This window comes from Sagittula stellata E-37, from assembly GCF_039724765.1.
Lineage (GTDB): Bacteria > Pseudomonadota > Alphaproteobacteria > Rhodobacterales > Rhodobacteraceae > Sagittula > Sagittula stellata.
Window position 1 is genome coordinate 387,679 of record NZ_CP155730.1, and the last position, 16,584, is coordinate 404,262.

General features: G+C 66.1%; 16 protein-coding genes and 3 pseudogenes. 10 read left to right on the top strand and 9 right to left on the bottom strand.

Going from position 1 to position 16,584, the window contains the following annotated elements; all coding sequences use genetic code 11:
- From ABFK29_RS23320 to ABFK29_RS23330, 3 genes are read left to right on the top strand one after another with little or no spacing between them, the layout of a single operon-like run.
- Positions 1-396, top strand: a complete 396-nt coding sequence (locus ABFK29_RS23320) for a RidA family protein (protein WP_198135712.1) — start codon at positions 1-3, stop codon at positions 394-396.
- A 1-nt stretch (position 397) separates the two neighbouring features.
- Positions 398-1,204 carry a (S)-ureidoglycine aminohydrolase gene (gene allE / locus ABFK29_RS23325; RefSeq protein WP_005859516.1) on the top strand — a complete coding sequence of 269 codons (807 nt, stop codon included), beginning with the start codon at positions 398-400 and terminating at the stop codon, positions 1,202-1,204.
- Entirely contained in the window at positions 1,197-2,426 is a 1,230-nt protein-coding gene (locus tag ABFK29_RS23330; protein WP_005859514.1) for a Zn-dependent hydrolase, read from the top strand. The genes allE and ABFK29_RS23330 overlap by 8 nt, the downstream gene beginning before the upstream one ends.
- Before the next feature lie 8 nt (positions 2,427-2,434).
- On the opposite strand, the gene ABFK29_RS23335 is transcribed toward ABFK29_RS23330, so the two are convergent.
- Positions 2,435-3,178, bottom strand: coding sequence for a GntR family transcriptional regulator (locus tag ABFK29_RS23335; protein ID WP_005859513.1), 744 nt, complete (start codon positions 3,176-3,178; stop codon positions 2,435-2,437).
- 217 nt (positions 3,179-3,395) lie between these two features.
- On the opposite strand from ABFK29_RS23335, the gene ABFK29_RS23340 reads away from it, so the two are divergent.
- From ABFK29_RS23340 to ABFK29_RS23365, 6 genes are read left to right on the top strand one after another with little or no spacing between them, the layout of a single operon-like run.
- Positions 3,396-4,274, top strand: coding sequence for a carbohydrate kinase family protein (locus tag ABFK29_RS23340; protein ID WP_005859512.1), 879 nt, complete (start codon positions 3,396-3,398; stop codon positions 4,272-4,274).
- A 16-nt stretch (positions 4,275-4,290) separates the two neighbouring features.
- Complete coding sequence (locus ABFK29_RS23345) at positions 4,291-5,139, top strand: BtpA/SgcQ family protein (protein ID WP_005859511.1); 849 nt, start codon at positions 4,291-4,293, stop codon at positions 5,137-5,139.
- The gene (locus ABFK29_RS23350) at positions 5,136-5,876 is read left to right on the top strand and encodes a hypothetical protein (protein ID WP_005859509.1); all 741 of its coding nucleotides are present in this window, start codon (positions 5,136-5,138) and stop codon (positions 5,874-5,876) included. Before ABFK29_RS23345 ends, ABFK29_RS23350 begins: the two co-directional genes overlap by 4 nt.
- Before the next feature lie 4 nt (positions 5,877-5,880).
- Entirely contained in the window at positions 5,881-6,210 is a 330-nt protein-coding gene (locus ABFK29_RS23355) for a hypothetical protein (RefSeq protein WP_005859507.1), read from the top strand.
- A 41-nt stretch (positions 6,211-6,251) separates the two neighbouring features.
- On the top strand, positions 6,252-7,097 hold the full coding sequence (locus tag ABFK29_RS23360) for a BtpA/SgcQ family protein (protein WP_005859504.1): 846 nt from the start codon (positions 6,252-6,254) through the stop codon (positions 7,095-7,097).
- The gene (locus tag ABFK29_RS23365) at positions 7,094-7,747 is read left to right on the top strand and encodes a TenA family protein (protein WP_005859502.1); all 654 of its coding nucleotides are present in this window, start codon (positions 7,094-7,096) and stop codon (positions 7,745-7,747) included. Before ABFK29_RS23360 ends, ABFK29_RS23365 begins: the two co-directional genes overlap by 4 nt.
- A gap of 334 nt (positions 7,748-8,081) precedes the next feature.
- Here ABFK29_RS23365 and ABFK29_RS23370 read toward each other — a convergent pair.
- From ABFK29_RS23370 to ABFK29_RS23400, 7 genes and pseudogenes are all read right to left on the bottom strand, one after another.
- Positions 8,082-8,332, bottom strand: a pseudogene (locus ABFK29_RS23370) (transposase); the annotation flags it as partial.
- Between the two features lie 234 nt (positions 8,333-8,566).
- Positions 8,567-9,432 (bottom strand): annotated as a pseudogene (locus ABFK29_RS23375) (IS110 family transposase); the annotation flags it as partial.
- Between the two features lie 114 nt (positions 9,433-9,546).
- A complete protein-coding gene (locus ABFK29_RS23380; protein ID WP_005859491.1) occupies positions 9,547-10,533 on the bottom strand; it encodes an ABC transporter ATP-binding protein in 987 nt (328 codons plus the stop codon).
- Entirely contained in the window at positions 10,530-11,516 is a 987-nt protein-coding gene (locus ABFK29_RS23385; RefSeq protein ID WP_005859489.1) for an ABC transporter ATP-binding protein, read from the bottom strand. Before ABFK29_RS23385 ends, ABFK29_RS23380 begins: the two co-directional genes overlap by 4 nt.
- 6 nt (positions 11,517-11,522) lie before the next feature.
- A complete protein-coding gene (locus tag ABFK29_RS23390) occupies positions 11,523-12,383 on the bottom strand; it encodes an ABC transporter permease (RefSeq protein ID WP_005859487.1) in 861 nt (286 codons plus the stop codon).
- Positions 12,380-13,321: an ABC transporter permease gene (locus ABFK29_RS23395; RefSeq protein ID WP_005859485.1), complete on the bottom strand. Its 942-nt coding sequence runs from the start codon at positions 13,319-13,321 to the stop codon at positions 12,380-12,382. The genes ABFK29_RS23390 and ABFK29_RS23395 overlap by 4 nt, the downstream gene beginning before the upstream one ends.
- A complete protein-coding gene (locus tag ABFK29_RS23400; RefSeq protein WP_040604653.1) occupies positions 13,321-14,916 on the bottom strand; it encodes an ABC transporter substrate-binding protein in 1,596 nt (531 codons plus the stop codon). Before ABFK29_RS23400 ends, ABFK29_RS23395 begins: the two co-directional genes overlap by 1 nt.
- Before the next feature lie 367 nt (positions 14,917-15,283).
- On the opposite strand from ABFK29_RS23400, the gene ABFK29_RS23405 reads away from it, so the two are divergent.
- Positions 15,284-15,472: a hypothetical protein gene (locus ABFK29_RS23405; protein ID WP_005859481.1), complete on the top strand. Its 189-nt coding sequence runs from the start codon at positions 15,284-15,286 to the stop codon at positions 15,470-15,472.
- On the opposite strand, the pseudogene ABFK29_RS23410 reads toward ABFK29_RS23405, so the two are convergent.
- Positions 15,388-16,481 (bottom strand): annotated as a pseudogene (locus tag ABFK29_RS23410) (IS5 family transposase). The gene ABFK29_RS23405 and the pseudogene ABFK29_RS23410 sit on opposite strands and share 85 nt — an antisense overlap.
- Positions 16,482-16,584: the final 103 nt, after the last annotated feature.

The following is a 16,584-nucleotide window of genomic DNA, read 5'->3' on the forward strand; positions in this document are numbered from 1 at the left end:
GTGACAACCACCACTCACAAATCCATCGACCGCCGCCCCGTACCGGACATGCCCAGCAAGTCCTGCGTTTCCGTCTACCGTCTGCCCGGCGGGGGTGGCTTCCTCTGGGGTGTGGCCACGGCACGCGACCTCAGCCTCGACATGCCGGATCAGGCGCGCGACGCCATGGCCGTGATCGATGGATACCTTCAGGACCACGGGCTGGAGCGCAAGGACATCGTGAAATGCGAGGTCGTCACGACCGACCACGACCGCAAGCCTGAATTCGACGCCGTCTGGCAAGAGTGGATGCCCGAGGGCTACGGCCCGGTCCGGTCCTTCGTGGAATCGAAGATGCCCGAGGGCGACCTGGTCGAGCTGATCATCACCGCCGCGCTGCATACCGACGAGGCCTGAGATGTTTCCATCAGACTTCCAACCGGCCCCGGGCCAGTTCCGGCCCGGCGCCATCGGCCATGGCCGCTGCCGCGTCACGCCGAATTACGCGCTGATGCCGCCCGAGGGCGTCATGGACAGCTACCTGCCGCAGTGGGTCGATACCACGGCCCGCTTCCTGGCCGCTCCGCAGCTGGGCGCGCGCTTTGGGCAGGTCATCCTGGAGATGGCGGCCACGGGCGGCACCCGCGGGCGCGTGCGGGACGGCCTTCAGCACCTGTTCTGGGTGCTGGAGGGCGCGGTCATACTGACCGTGGACGATCACGACCCGGTGGAACTGACGCCGGGCGGCTATGCCTTCCTGCCGGCAGGCACCGGGCACAGCGTTTCGGCGTCGGGCGATGCGCCCGCGCGGCTGATGGACATCCGCAAGCCCTATGTCCGGGCAGAGGGCTTTGACGCGCCGCCGGTGATCCTGTCGCATCGCGACACGCTGGAGAAGATCAACCACAACGGCACCATCGGGCGGACGTGGGAACACCTGATGCCCTACGGCGACATGCGTTTCGACTTCGAGGTCAATATCCTGTCCTTCGAGCCGGGCGTGCATTTTCCTGACATCGAGACCCACATCATGGAACATGGGCTTCTGATGCTGGAAGGTCAGGGGCTCTACCTTCTGGATCGCGACTGGCACGAGGTCTGGGAGGGCGATTTTATCTGGATGGGTCCCTATTGTCCGCAGTTCTTCTACCCCACCGGTTGGACCCGTTCGGCCTACATGCTCTACAAGAACGTCAATCGGGACCTCGACTTCTCCCATGCGTGACGCCGGGGATCCCGCCGCCTCGCGGTTTCTGACGCGCATCGAGGCGCTGGCGCGCATATCGGACGAATCCGACTGCCTCACCCGCCTGCCGCTTGGCGAAGGCCAGCGGCAGGCGGGTGAGATGATCGCCGGCTGGATGCGCGAAGCGGGCATGGACTGCCATCGCGATGCCACCGGGAACCTGATAGGCCAATACCCCGCAACCCCGCACGACAACCGCCCTGTGCTGGCACTCGGCTCGCATTTCGATACCGTGCGCAACGCGGGGCGCTTTGACGGCACGCTCGGCATCCTTGCCGCCATTGAGACCGTGCAAGCCCTGCATGACGAAGGGATCGCACTGGACGTGACCCTGCAGGTTCTGGCCTTCGAGGACGAAGAGGGCGTGTGTTTCGGCACAAGTCGCCTCGGGAGCCACGCCTACAGCGGCATGCTCACCGAAGCCGATCTGGCCGCCGAGGGCGCCGGGGGTCTGACGGTCGCCGACCGCTTGCGGGCGGCGGACCTCTCGCCCGAGGCTGCGCTGCGCGCCCGCGCCGCGCCCCCCGATGCCTATGTCGAGCTGCACATCGAGCAAGGCCCGGTCCTCGAAGCTATGGGTGCACCTCTAGCAGTCGTCAGCTCCATCGTCGGGCAAACGCGGCTCTCGGTTACGCTGCTCGGGGCCGCAGGCCATGCCGGGACCGTCCCGATGCGGATGCGCCGCGATGCTTTGGCAGGGGCAGCGGATTGCGTGCTGGCGATCGAGGCTCTGGCAAAAAAGCAGGGCGTCGTCGCCACCGTCGGTCAGCTCGACTGTCGACCCGGTGCGATCAATGTCATTCCCGGCGAGGTAGCCTTTACCGTGGACATGCGCAGCGGCAATCCCGCGCGACAGGCAGTGGCGCGAACCGAGCTGGACCGCGCGCTCGAAGAGATCGCCGGCCGGCGCGGCCTGACGCTGACGGTGGAGCAACTCAGCCATGTCCCGCCCACCACCTGCGACCCCGCGCTGCTGGCGCAGCTCGCGGCGGCGGTTGGCACGGAAGCCCCGATCATGGAAAGCGGTGCCGGACACGACGCCATCGCCATGTCCCGTATCGCGCCAGTCGGAATGCTGTTCGTCGCCTGTCGCGGCGGCATCAGCCACGACCCTGCCGAGCATGTGGAGCCGGCCGATGTCTCCGCGGCCCTTCAGGCGCTGCGGCGCTTCGTCACCGCCTACTCACCCCTCCGAACCTGATGGCGGGCTCAGAGGTCCACGCGAAACCGGTACCGATCCGAGCGGTAGGTCACGATGGCGAACTCGATCGGCAAGCCTTGCCGGGAACGCGCCACGCGGCGCGCGACGAGGACCGGGTCGCTTTCGGTCACGTCGAGATGGGGACAGACCTGCTGGGTCGCGAGGCTGGCCTCGATGTACTCGACCCCACCGACAATCTCGATCCCAAGCTCCGCACGCAGCCATTCGTAAAGCGAGCCCTCGGCAAGCTGTTCGGAGGTGGGCGGCGTCTTGGCCCCAAAGATATCCGGCCGCACCCAAGAGATCGAATGGCCGATCAGGCGCTCGTTGGCTTTGAGCTGGCGCTCGACGTAAAACGGTTGGTCGCCCGAGGGCAGACCCAGGGACTGCGTAGCCTCCAGCGACGCCGGCGCCATGCCGCATCCCAGCACCTGATAGCCGGGCATCATCCCACGACTGCGCATGTCCTCGGCAAAGCCACGGATCTGGTTCACCGGCTGATCGACACGCGTATCGACAACGACGCTACCGATTCCGGCACGGCGCTTGATCAGCCCCTCCTGTACAAGTTGCTGCATTGCGGAACGGGTTGTCGTTCGGCTGACCCCGAACTGCGTGTTTATCTCCGCTTCGGTCGGCAGGGTGGCACCCACTGGAAACTCCCCGGACTCGATCGCCCGTCGGAAGATCTCGGCCAGCTGCAACCATCTCGGGGCGCCATTGCTGACGAGAACAGACGTGCTCCAGTTCATGGGAATGCCTTTGATACTACAGAGGCACAAAGTTTAGCCCGTCCGGACCACGATGTCATCAGTCCTCAGAGGTCTTCCGTCCCGAACGCAGCAAACTTGCCGCAATCACGGGCATTTATCTTGAACGGAACCCTAGAATCTTCGAATGCTGCCTTTGAGCCCTTCCAAGATCGAAGCATTCGCTATATTGTAATTACAAAGGAACAAAGGCATCCAAATGTCACGACTACTCGTTTTCGGTGACGCGAGCTTCGATCAGACGTTTTTCGCGCCGCATATCCCTGCGCCGGACGAAAAGGTGCACTGTTCCGGCTTCGCCGAGGGCTATGGCGGCGTTGCGCTGAACACCGCCATAGCCGCCGCGCGTGCCGGGGGTGAGGTCACGCTCGTGGCACAGGTCGGCACCGATGCGCCCTCTGCGGCACTGGCCGACTACCTTTCGGAGGCAGGCGTCCCGCATCGGCTGAACGCGGCCGACGGTGTGATCGCCCGGGTCACGACACTGGTCGCGACCGATGGCGAAAAACGGCTGCTGCTCTATCCCGGTGTTTCGCTCTACCCCGATCTGGCCTGCGCCGAGGGGCTGTCCCTCGATGGCGTCGCACATGTGCACACCGCGATCTACGGCCCGGCGGGCACGCTCCTTATCGAGCGGGCGCGGAGCGCTGGGGCAAGCTGGTCGCTGGATCTGGAGCCCGCAACCTTCGCCGCGGGCCTTGAGGCCTTGGAGCCGCAGATCGAGGGGGCCGCGCTGCTCTTCGTCAATGATCGCGCCGCAGCGCAGATCGGCGCGGACGCGGTCGATGTCCTCTTTGAAATGGGGGCCGCCGCCGTGCTGCGCACCCGTGGACCGGCAGGCGCGACGCTGTACTGCCCCGACGGGAGTGAGAGTGCAAATGCCTCCTGCCCGAAGGACATGCCGATCGTCGACACCACCGGCGCCGGCGACTGCCTTGCAGGCTGGTATCTGGCGCGACACCTCGCGGGCGCGCCCCCGCAAGAGGCCCTGCGCATGGCGGTCACCGCCGCGACGCGCGCCTGCGGTTTTCCAGGAACACATGCGGGCTATCCCAGCTTGCACGAGATTGAACAGTAAAGGACCCGCCACCGAGATGACTGCACCGATCGTGATGCCCCCGAAACCAAGCGCGCTCGAGACCCTCTTCGAAAAGAAGAAGCCAATCATCGGCGTGATACACCTCGCCGCCCTGCCCGGCGCCCCCTTCTACGACGGCGCTCCCCTGCGCGAGATCTATGCCGCCGCCGTGCGCGACGCCAAGACGCTCGCGGCGGGTGGCGTCGACGGGATCATGATCGAGAACGCGGGAGACATGCCCTTTGCCCGCCCCGAGGACATCGGCTTCGAAACCGTCGCCTTCCTGACCGCCGCGTGTGAAGCCGTGCGCGGGGCGGTCGACACGCCCATCGGCATCACCTGCGTCGCCAACGGCGCCATCCCCGGGCTTGCCGTGGCCAAGGCGGTGGGTGCCCGCTGGGTGCGCGTCAACCAATGGGCCAACGCCTATGTCGCCAACGAGGGCTTCCTGAACGGGGCGGCCTCGGCGGCAATGCGCTACCGGGCACAAATCGCGGCCAAGGATGTAGCGGTCCTCGCGGACGTCCACGTGAAATTCGGAGCCCATGCCATCACCGCCGACCGTACGATCACCGAGCAGGCCACCGATGCCGAGTGGTTCGGCGCTGACGTACTGATCGCGACCGGCCAGCGCACGGGGTCGCCAACACAGCCCGAGGAGGTGCGCCAGGTGCGTGCAGGCACGCATCTTCCGGTCATCGTCGGATCGGGGCTTTCGCCCGAACAGGTTCCGGCTCTGATGGAGGTGGCCGACGGGGCCATCGTCGGTCAATGGCTGAAGGTCGATGCCCGCTGGTGGAACCCGGTCGATCCGGCCCGCGTCGAACGCTTGATGACCGCGATGGACCAGGTGCGCCCGGCATGAGCAACCTCACCGCGGACACGGACGTCTTTGCCTCGGACCCCGAGGCGGGCCAAAGGGCCTGCATCGTCTTCACCGGTACGCGGCAGGACGACCTGCCGGGCATCTACACAGAGGCGCATCGCGCCGCGATCGAGGCGGTTCTGGCCGAACTGATCGCCGAGGGCTGGATCCTTTCGCAGCGCCGCGTGTTCGACGGGACGGCGCCGAAAATCCCGATCGCGCTCGACACCGGGTTCACACACGCCCATGACATCGCGGGGGTCTTCGAGGCCCCGGACCTCGACGCGGCCATCGCCGGCACGGTGCGGCTCGAACGCGCTGGCTGGGCGCGACTGTTCCGCACCGAATGGATAATCGGCCTGCGTGAATTCGCCCCGATCCTCGGCGAAGGCGCGCATGGCGATCACGGCTGGGCCTTTCTTGCGCTCTGGGAATGGAACGACCAGTGGTGCGAGGCGACCCCTGCCGAGCGCAACGAGTATGATCTGGAATGCGATATCGCCTTCCGCGGCGATCTTGCGCATGGCGTTAACATCTCGGGCCGCATGCGGCTCGACCTCGGCCACCACTGGCATCACCTCGGCTACTGGGAAATCGCTGGCCCCGACGTTGCAGATAGCGCCATTCGCGGCCACGAAGCGGTCGCCGACTTCAAATTCACCACATCGCGCCACATCGTCGGCAAGCTGCGCCCGCTCGCCGAGCTGATCCGGCCCCGCCACAGCGAAGGGACCTAACCCCATGTCCACCACCAAAACTGACGCCCCGACCTGCCTCTGGCTGCACTACGCCCGCCCGCGCCCACACTGGTACACGCTCCCCGACGCCGAGCGCACCGAACTGCAGGCACGTTGGAGCGCATTGCGCTCAACGGCCGTCGCCGCAGGTGCCGAAAACCGCGGCCGGTTCCACATCCGCGGCCAGCACGATTTTGAAACCATCGAGACATGGGTGTTCGATGGCTCCGCCGCCGCCTTTGCTCATTGGCAGGCGCTGGTGGATGCGCGTTACAGCGAGTTCTTCGCCTTCTCCAACAACATCGGCCTCGCCTGCGCGCAGAGCGCAGCCTGAGCCCGGCCGGGCCGCGGCCCCTCCTTTCGTGCAGGACCACAATGACCCAGACGATTTCCAACATCGCATCCGACGCCATCCGCGACATCTTCGGGCGCCCCAAGGCGTTGATCGGCATGGTGCATTGCCCCGCCCTGCCGGGCGCGCCGCGCTACAAGGGGGCGGCCCTCGACACGATCTACGACGCCTGCATGCGTGACGCCGAGGCGCTGATCGCCGGCGGCTTTCATGGGCTGATCATCGAGAACCACGGCGACATTCCCTTCTCCAAACCCGAGGACATGGGCCATGAGACCGCTGCCTTCCTGTCGGTGATCACCGACCGGATCCGCCGCGCGCTCGGGGTGCCGCTCGGGATCAACGTGCTCGCCAATGCGCCGATCCCGGCTATTGCCACTGCCGTTGCCGGTGGCGCGGCGTTCATTCGGGTGAACCAGTGGGCCAACGCATATGTCGCCAACGAAGGCTTCATGGAGGGCCGCGCCGCCGAGGCCATGCGCTACCGCGCCGCGCTGCGCGCCGACAACGTGAAGATCTTCGCCGATAGCCACGTGAAGCACGGCGCCCATGCCATCACCGGCGACCGCACGATCGAGGAGCTGACCCGCGATCTCGCCTTCTTTGACGCCGATTGCGTCATCGCCACCGGCAACCGCACCGGCGACAGCGCCGCAACCGACGAGATCCGCACCATCGGCGATGCCACTCACCTGCCGGTTTTGGTCGGCTCTGGCGTCACCGAGGGCAACGTGCGCGAGATCCTCGGCCTGACCAATGGCGTCATCGTCGCCTCGTCGCTCAAGGAAGGCGGCGTCTGGTGGAACCCGGTCGAACCGGCGCGGGTGGCGTCCTTCGTTTCGGTCGCGCAAGAGGCGCTCGAGGCATGACGCAGGCGCTCTCTGACCGCATCCTCGCAGAAAACGCCGAGGTTTTTGACGCCATGGTCGGGCACCGCTTCGTGCGCGATGTGGCGGCCGACACGCTGACCGCCGAGGCCTTCGACCGCTACCTGCAGATCGAAGGCGATTTCGTCGAGACCGCCATCGCCATCTTCGGCTACGCGGTGGCCAAGGCCCCGGACATCGCGGCGAGGCGCAAGTTGATCGCGGTGCTGGACGCGCTCGCCAACGAGCAGATCGCCTATTTCGAGCGCGTCATCGAGGCCCGCTGCATCACCTTCGAGTCGGCACTGCGCAGCCACCCGGATGTTGTGGCCTTTGGTGGCGGCATGCTCGAGATCGCCCGCGACGGCAGCTACTCCGAGATCCTCGCAGCGATGTTCGCCGCCGAATGGATGTATCTGACGTGGAATGACCAGGTGGCCGCCGACATGCCGAGCGATCCTGATCTGCGCCATTGGGTCGACATGCATGTCTCCGAGGGTTTCCGGCACGGCGCCCATTGGCTGAAGGACAGTCTCGACGCGCTCGGCACCGAGCTTTCTGAGCAGGAAAAGGCACGGTGCTCCGAGATCTTCGGACGTGCACAGCAGCTCGAAATCGACTTCCACAGCGCGGTCTACGTCGATGAAGCGTAGCCTCAGGAGCTTGGTAAGGCGGGCATGGCGAGACCCTGTTTCGGCCGGACCAACCTTGCCAGCGGAACCCAGAAATATCTGGCGTCTACCTATTCCTGTCTTGCTGAGCTAAGGAATACCGCGCGGGAAGTGGTGAGCATCGCGAGCGCCTTGCCTTCGTTGAGCACCCGTATGACCTCCGCATCCCGCTGCTGCAGATGCGTTACCATGGCGTTGTGGTGCAATGCCTCCGCCAGATCGCACACCTCGACGCCTTTCCCGTCAGCAGTGACAGCGGTCACGGGAGCTTGTGGGCAGGCGCGCCTGCATAGGGCAGCAAGGCTTGATGGCGCATGCCGTCGGCTGTGACCGTGGCGATATCCTGATCCGGGTCGACCTGCCTCAGGAGGTCCGGCAGCATCGGTGCGTCGCCGAAATTGCTGGAATGACCTCGACCGCCCGGATCTCCAGTGTTTCCTCATCGATTCCAAGGTAGGTCTTGCGCCACACGCGCCGCTTCGAGCCGCCATGCTTGCGGCTGTGCCACTCGCCTTCGCCCTCCACCTTGATGCCGGTGCTGTCTATGAGCAGGTGCAGCGCCCCCTTTTCGAAGCAGTCTGGCGCGGTGTCGGATGCTGACATGTATCCGGCCTCACAATGCGGCCATCGTCATGCCACGGGCCCGCCTAGTGTTCGCAGATCAGGCTCTAAATCGACGCCGCGTGCTCGGAGGCACTTTGTTGCAGGCTGATGCCTCTGATCCCGTCTCGCGACCGTTGCGCCAAGCCGCTCCCAGCCCTCCTCCGCTCCGACGTCTCGCAGCCACTGGCCGGCTTGCCCCGCCATTGCCGGAGCCCGGTAATTCTCTCCGCTTTTCATCAAGGCCCACACGATCCGCGCCATTTTGTTGGCCAGCGCCACGCGGACCAGCATCTGCGGCGCGCGCTCCAGAATCCGAGCCCCAGCCAGGCCGCGCAGTCCCATCCTTTCCGGAACACCTGCGGCGGCGGCGCAAGCGTGGCGATGGCTGTGGCAATCAGCTGGCCGATGCCGGGGATCGTCATGAGACGGCGGGCGACCACATTTTCCTTGGCGCGCCAGTCGATCTCGGCAACCAGGGTTTCGATCTGCCCGTCGAGCTGCGCGAGCGTGGCAGTCAGGATCTGCAGGGAGGCCCGCGCCGCTTCCGGCAGATCCGACCCTTCGCCGGCGACCACCACGACCAGGCGCTGAACATTCGTCGAGCCCTGCGGCACGACCCAGCCGTACTCGCCCAGGTGACCGCGCAGCGCGTCGATCGCCCGGGTGCGCTGCCGGAAAAGCAGTTAACGCACGCGGAAGACGCTGGCTGCCCCCTGCGTTTCCTCGCTCTTCAAGTGCACGAAGCGCATGCTCGGACGCTGGGTCGCCTTGCAGATCGCTTCCGCGTCGGCTGCATCGTTCTTCTGCCGCTTCACGAAGGGTTTCACATAGGCCGGCGGGATGAGCCTGATATCGTGACCGAGCTTGGAAAGCTCGCGCCCCCGGAAATGCGCGCCGCCGCAGGTTTCCATCGCCACCAGACGGGGCGGCAGCTTGGCAAAGAACTCCAGCACCTCGGCCTGTCGGAGTTTCCTGCGCAGGACGGCAGCGCCCCTGGTGTCAGCGCTGTGGACCTGGAACACATTCTTCGCCAGATCGAACCCGACCGTGATAATCTCCGATATGACCGCCTCCAGAATTGGATTCTTGAGATCCCACCTTGGCACCTCGATGCCGTCGGCGGGCGGTTACATCATCAACGCCAGTTTGTACCATCATCGCAATATTGTCCCGCCAGCTCAATGACCGTGCAGGAAGCAGGCAGCCGACTGGTCGCTGCGCTCGTCGAGCCGGATCAGCGGCGGGCGCGCCGCGCTGCAGGCATCGAAACGTTTCGGGCAGCGGCTCTCGAACGGACAACCGGCAAGATCCGCAGTGGTGGAGGGCACTTCGCCCTCGAGCCGGGCATGCGTGCGTCGGGCGCCGGGTCGCAGCGGCAGCACCGCCGACAGCAGTGCCTGTGAGTAGGGATGCTGCGGGCTGTGGAATACTTCATCACCCGTGCCCTGCTCGACGATGGTGCCGCGATACATCACCGCCACCCGGTGCGCGATGCTGCGCACGATGCCCAGATCGTGGCTGATGAACAGCAGCGCGAGGTTCAGCTCGGCCTGCAGCTCTTTCAGAAGGTTCACGATCTGCGCCTTGATCGACACGTCGAGTGCCGAGGTCGCCTCGTCGCACACGATGAGGTCGGGCTTGGAGGCCAACGCCCGCGCCATGGCGATGCGTTGCGCCTGCCCCCCGGAAAATTCATGCGGCCAGCGTCCGGCGCTGTCCACCGGCATGCGCACGAGCGTCAACAGGCGCTGCACCTCCTCGGCGACCTGCACCGACGTCAGCTGCGGACGGTAGTTGCGGACCGGCTCGGCGAGGGCATCGCCGATGCGCTTACGCGGGTTCAGCGAGCTCAGCGGATCCTGGAAGATCATCTGCACCTGCTTGTTGTACGCTTGCCGGCGCCCCCGGCCGAGCCCGTCGATGCGGATGCCGTCGAAGCGGATGGCGCCGTCCGAAATGCCCTGCAGCCCGACGACACATTTGCCCAGGGTGGACTTGCCACAGCCGGACTCGCCCACGAGCGCGAGCGTCTCGCCGCGCGCGATGCTCAGGCTCACACCGGTCAGCGCCTTGACGGAACGCGGCGCGGCGAAGGGGTGCGGCTTGCGCAGTGGGTAGTCCTTGAAGATCTGCTGCAGTTCCAGGATCGGGTCTTGGCGGTTCATGCGCGCGCCTCCGTACAGGGATTGTGGCAGGCGGCGCACTGGCCGGGGGAGATCTCCATCGCGGGGGGCATGGTCTGCACGCAGGCGGCGACGGCGCGGTCGCAGCGCGGTTGGAACGGGCACCCCTGTGGCAGCCGGGCAAGATCCGGCACCTGCCCGGGGACATGGTGCAGCGGCGCATCGTCCCGCTCGCGCGGATCGGTGGGATCGGGCACCGCTCGCATCAGCGCCGCGGTGTAGGGATGGGCCGGCACCGCGAAGAGCGCGGCGACCGGCGCCGTCTCGACCACGTGGCCCGCGTACATCACCACCACCCGGTCGGCGAGCGCCGCCACAACGCCAAGATCATGGGTGATCATGACCATCGAGCTGCCGCGCTCCCGCCGCAGCGCCCGCAGCAGGTCGAGGATCTGTGCCTGCACCGTGACATCGAGCGCGGTGGTCGGCTCGTCGGCGATGATCAGCTCGGGATCGCAGGCCAGCGCGATGGCGATGGTGACGCGCTGGCGCATCCCACCGGACAACTCGTGCGGATACTGGCCGAGCCGCTTTTCCGGATCCGACAGGCCGACCTGCCGCAGCAGGTCGATGGCCCACGCCCGGCGTTCGCGCCGGGACAAAGCGGTGTGCAGCTTCAGCGGCTCGGTCAGCTGGTAGCCGATTGACAGCACCGGGTTCAGAGAGGTCATCGGGTTCTGGAAGATCATGCCGATGGCCCGCCCGAGCCGCCCCCGCTGCTCGCGCGCGGTAGCGGTGAGCACGTCGGCACCGTCATGCAACACGGCGCCGCTGATCCGGGCGTTGGCCGCGTCCAGCATGCCGGTGATCGCCGAAACGGTGACGGATTTTCCGCAGCCGGATTCTCCGACGATGGCCACGGTCTCGTCGCGGGCGACGGAAAAGCTGACGCCGCTGGCGGCGTGCAGCGGGCCGCGCGGCGTGTCGAAGGTGACCGAAAGGTCCTGGACATCGAGAAGGGTCATGGGAGGTTAGCGGTCCTGGTGCTTCGGGTCGAAATGGTCGCGCAGCCCGTCGCCGATCATGTTCACGGCAAGGATGGTGAGGGTCAGCGCGGCGGCCGGCGCGAAGATCGCCAGCGGCTTGAGCTGCCACAGCGCCCGCGCGTCGGACATGATGTTGCCCCACGAGGGGATAGAGGGCGGCGTGCCGGCCCCGATGAAGGTGAGGATGGATTCCGTCACCATCGCCGATGCGCAGATGAAGGTGGCCTGCACCGACAGCGGCGCCAGCGTGTTGGGCAGAACATGGCGGAACATGATGGCCCGGTCGCTATTGCCGGCCAGCCAGGCGGCATCGATGAAGGCGGTCTCGCGCAGGCTCAGCGTGACGGAGCGCACGACGCGCACCATGCGCGGCATCTCCGCAAGGCTGATCGAGGCGATCACCGTGCCGAGCCCGCCCCCCGACACCGCCGCCAGCGAGATCGCGAGCAGCAGCGAGGGGATGGCCATGAGCCCGTCGGTGATGCGCATCAGAATCGGATCAAGGGCGCGGATGAACCCGGCCGCGAGCCCCAGCGCGCCGCCGATCAGCGTGGCGATCACCGCCACCGACAGCCCGACCAGAAGCGACACCCGCCCGCCATAGACCAGCCGGGCCCAGAGGTCGCGGCCCATCATGTCGGTGCCCAGCAGGAACTCGGTCGAGGGCGGTCGCAGGCGGGTGGCAGGCGAGATCTCACCCGGATCGTGCCATGTCAGCAGCGGCGCGCAGATCGCCACCAGCACGATGGCGACAAGCAGCCCGCCGCCGATGCGAAGCTTGGCCGAACGCGGCACCAGCCGCGACAGCCCGCGGAACGGGGCGAGGGTAAGGGAGGAGGCGTTCACAGGCGAACCCTCGGATCAAAGAGCCCGTAGGCCAGGTCGAGCACTAGGTTGATGCCGACGTAGACGAAACTGAAGAACAGCACGATTCCTTGGATCAGCGGGTAATCACCGCGCAGGATCGCGTCGATCAGCAGCCGTCCCAGGCCGGGAATGGCAAAGACGCTTTCGGTCGCGACGGCGCCGCCAATGAGCAGGGCGATGCCCATGCCGATCACCGTGGACACCGGCAGCGCGCAGTTGCGCAGCGCATGCACGAAAAGGATCTTCATGTCGGAACAGCCCTTCGATCGGGCGGTGCGGATGTAATCCTGTTGCAGCGCCTCGATCATCGCGGCCCTGGTTGTGCGCGCGATGAGCGCGATGTACGAGGTCGACAGCGCGATGGATGGCAGCGCGATGCTTGCCAGCCAGGGGCCGAAGCCGTCCTCAAGTGGGGCGTAGCCCTGCACCGGCAGCAGGCGGAGCTTCAACGCGAAGACATAGGCGACGCAGTAGCCGACCACGAAGACCGGCACCGAGAAACCGATGATCGAGATCGCGCCGATGCCCCGTTCCAGCAGCGAGCCGGGGCGCCAGGCGGCGAGGATGCCGGCCGGGATCGCCACGATCACGGCGATTAGCGTGGTGAAGACCATCAGCGAAAGAGTCGGCTCCATCCGTTCGAGGATCAGCGCGAGAACCGGCTGCCCGGAGAACAGCGAGGCTCCGAAATCACCGTGCAGCACGCCGCCGAGCCACGTGACGAACTGCTCCGGCAGCGGCCGGTCGAGGCCGAGGTTGGCGCGGATGCGCGCGATATCGGCGGCAGAAGCCTGGTCCCCGGCGAGGACTGTCGCCGGATCTCCCGGCGACAGGTGAAGCAGGGCAAAGACGGTCAGCGCCACGATCAACGCGACGATGCCCCCCGAGCCCAGCCGTCTTGCGATGAGCATGGCCATCAGTTGGGCTCGATCCCCCAGAACAGCGGCAGGGGCGCCGGCTGCATGTTGGCGATGGCATCGCTGCGCCACGCCTGCTGGAACAGGGTGAACCCGGCAAGCCCGAAGACCACGGTGTCCATGGCGGCGGCGTTGATCTTCTCAGCGGCGGCGAATTCGGCCTCCGGCGTTTCAGCAGCGTACCATTCGGCGATGCCGGCCTGCACCTCGTCGTTGCTGGGCCAGCCGAACCATGCGTCGTCACCATTGGCCTGAAGGCCGATGTAGGCGGCGGGGTTCACCGTGTCGGTGCCCGAATGCGAGGTGTGGAAGATGTTCCAGCCGCCCTCGGCGGCGGGCGCCTTGCTCTGGCGGCGGGCCTGGATGTTGCCCCAGGTGGTGGCGACATACTCGACCTCGAAGCCCAGGTCTTCCATCAGCCCGGCAGTGACGTCGCCGATGGCCTTGTTGGCGGGCAGGTCCTGCGCCACCATCACCGTCAGCGTAGTGCCGGCCAGGCCCTTGTCCGCGATGATCTGCCGCGCGCTCTCGAGATCGGGCTCGGTCATCACCAGCTCGGAGCCCACCTCGGTGTACAGCGGCGTGCCGGGGGTGAAGTAGCTATACATGTACTGCCAGTAATCAGGCTTATCGCCGACCACCGAGATCGAATAGTCGCTCTGGTTCATCGCCATTGCCACGGCACGGCGCACCCCGACGTCGTCGAAGGGGGGCTGCGTGTGGTTCAGGCGCACCGCCTGCACCACGCCGAGCGGATCGGACACGCCGGTTTCGACGTGGGGACTTGCCTCGAGCAGCGGGGCAAGATCGGGCAGGGGCTTCTCCAGCCAGTCCACCTCGCCGGTGGTCAGCGCGTTCACCGCGGTGGCGGCGTCGGGAATGGTGATCCACTCCACGCGGTCGAAGTTCATCACCTTGCCGCCGGCAAGCCAGCTCGACGGTTCCTCGCGCGGGACGTAGCCGTCGAACTTCTCGAAAACGGCCATTGCGCCGACCTGCCATTCATCGGCGACGAAGCGCATCGGGCCGCTGCCGACGTATTCGGTGATCTGTTCGAAGGGGTCGGTGGCCGCGATGCGGGCGGGCATGATGAAGGCCACCGGCGCGTTGGCCTTGCCGAGCGCGAAGCGCATCTTCGGGAAGGGTTCGTTCAGGTGCCATTCGAAGGTCTTTTCGTCGACGACGACGAGGCTGTCCTCAACGGCCGCGATGCGCAGGCCCATCACGTCGCGCTGTTTCCAGCGGTCGAGGCTGGCGACCACATCCTCGGCGGTGACGGGGGTGTCGTCATGGAACGTCAGCCCGTGGCGCAGGGTGAAGGTCCAGACAAGCCCGTCTTCCGAGACGCTGTCGCTCTCGAGCATCTGCAGCTGCGGCGCAAGGTTCTCGTCGACGCCGTAGAGCGTGTCCCAGACCATCATCGCGGCGTTCCGCACGGTGTAGGCGGTGCCCCAGATCGGGTCGAAGTTGCTCAGGTCGCCGTCGGGAACGAAGCGCAGCACGTGTTCGTCCGATTGCGCCAGGGCCGGGCCGTGTGCCGTGAGGGTCAGCAAGCCGGCGAGCGTGGCACTCTTGAGGAAGGTTCTTTTTCGCAAGGGGGTCTCCATGATGTCGGGGTCGCTGTTCCGGCTCTTCGTTGGATGCCGGTCGGGCCGCGTCGCAGGACGCTTCGGGCCCGCACAAGTTTCGAGAGCTTTCCGGGCATTTGAAGTGACAATATACTTTTATCGCGAGTTTATAGCTTCAAAAGGAGAAAGGCGCGGGTTTGCGCCCAAGTATTCAGCAAAATAGTAGGTTGATTTGCGCTTTGGGAGGAGGCGTTTGAAGAATCACCCCCATCAAGCCGATATTGTCGTCGATGTTCCGAGGGTTTCAGGCTTTGGCGCATCAAATATAATATTATTACGCTAAATTGGTTGACCGGCAACGCGACGTCCCGGCCTGATCACGGAACGGAGACCCATGAACGCTTCCTACCACAGCTTCGATACCGCCCATGCGCAGATCCGCGAGGCGTTGTTGGGCCAATCGGCGCTCGGGCTGAAGGTCCCTTTTCCCGTTGTGCTTCAGGCGATAGCCTCGATCTCGGCTCTGCCGGGGGCCGGGAAGCGGTTCACGATGACGATGCGGATCCGGATTTCGGGGGTCTGACGGTCGGGGGTGGGCCATCGATGCGCCATCGGTCCGAGCGGCAATGGCGAACGGACATGATCCGCTCCCCGAAGAGCTTCAGGCAATTCATCCCTTGGCCAGCAGGGCATTGCACAGCAATGTCCCGAGAGGCTGAGCTTCGACCCGACTTCGGACATGGTAGCGGGCCCCCTTCTTCCAGAGCGCCCTGCCGAGGTGTCGCGTCGCGCGCAGCATCTCGTTTCGCGCCAATGCTGCGGGGCAGTCTTCTTTCCAGGCGCGGCCGTTTCGGCGGATCGGTATGACGGCATCGGCGCCGTGCTCGACGATGGCGGTGTGGCATCGGCGTGTGTCGTATGCGCCGTCCGTTGCCCGGCAGGGTCATGCGTCGCACGATCCCGAGAGGGGGCCGTGACGGTGGCGATCTCCTCGCCCTCGGGAATTTGCGACAGCAGGTCTGGCAGCAGGGGGCTGTCGCCCTGGCGGCTTGAGGTGAACTCGACCGCGCGTATGCCGCCGGTTTCCGTGTCCATGGCGATGTGAACCTTGCGCCATTGCCTCCGGCGGGAGGAGCGATGCTTCCGGGCCGGCCATGCGCCATCGCCACCGAACGTCACCCCCGTGCTGTCCGCTGCCCGGCCGTGCATCGCGCGGTGATGTCACGAGAGGGGATAAGCAGGTTCAAGGGCTTGCCCGAGCGGCGACAGGGGATCTGACCCCGATCCGCGCTTGCCGTCGGCACAGCGCCGAACAGTCCGGAGCCGGCCAGTCGCGCCCAGCCATCCGGATCGGGCTCTCGACCGGCCCGACCGTCTGCCGCAGCGGAAGGCCGAACAGGCCGGGGCTCCGCCCGTTCAGGGCTGAAACGATCCCCCGGATCGTTGCCGAGACGCCCCTCACCCTCCAGCGTCAGGCAGGTTTGGATCGCGGCGTCCGAGAACGTCTCGGGCCGCCCCCGTTTACCGGTCTTTCCGGCGTGCCGGACCGTGTCGGGATCAAACCAGACCGAGAGCGAACCCCGCCGGCGCAGCGCAGTGTTTTATTCGGACCAGTCCGTCGTACGATAGCGGGTGGGAGAGGGCCTCGGCATGACACCGATCCAACGCACTGGATTCCTATAGTGAATCCTCATC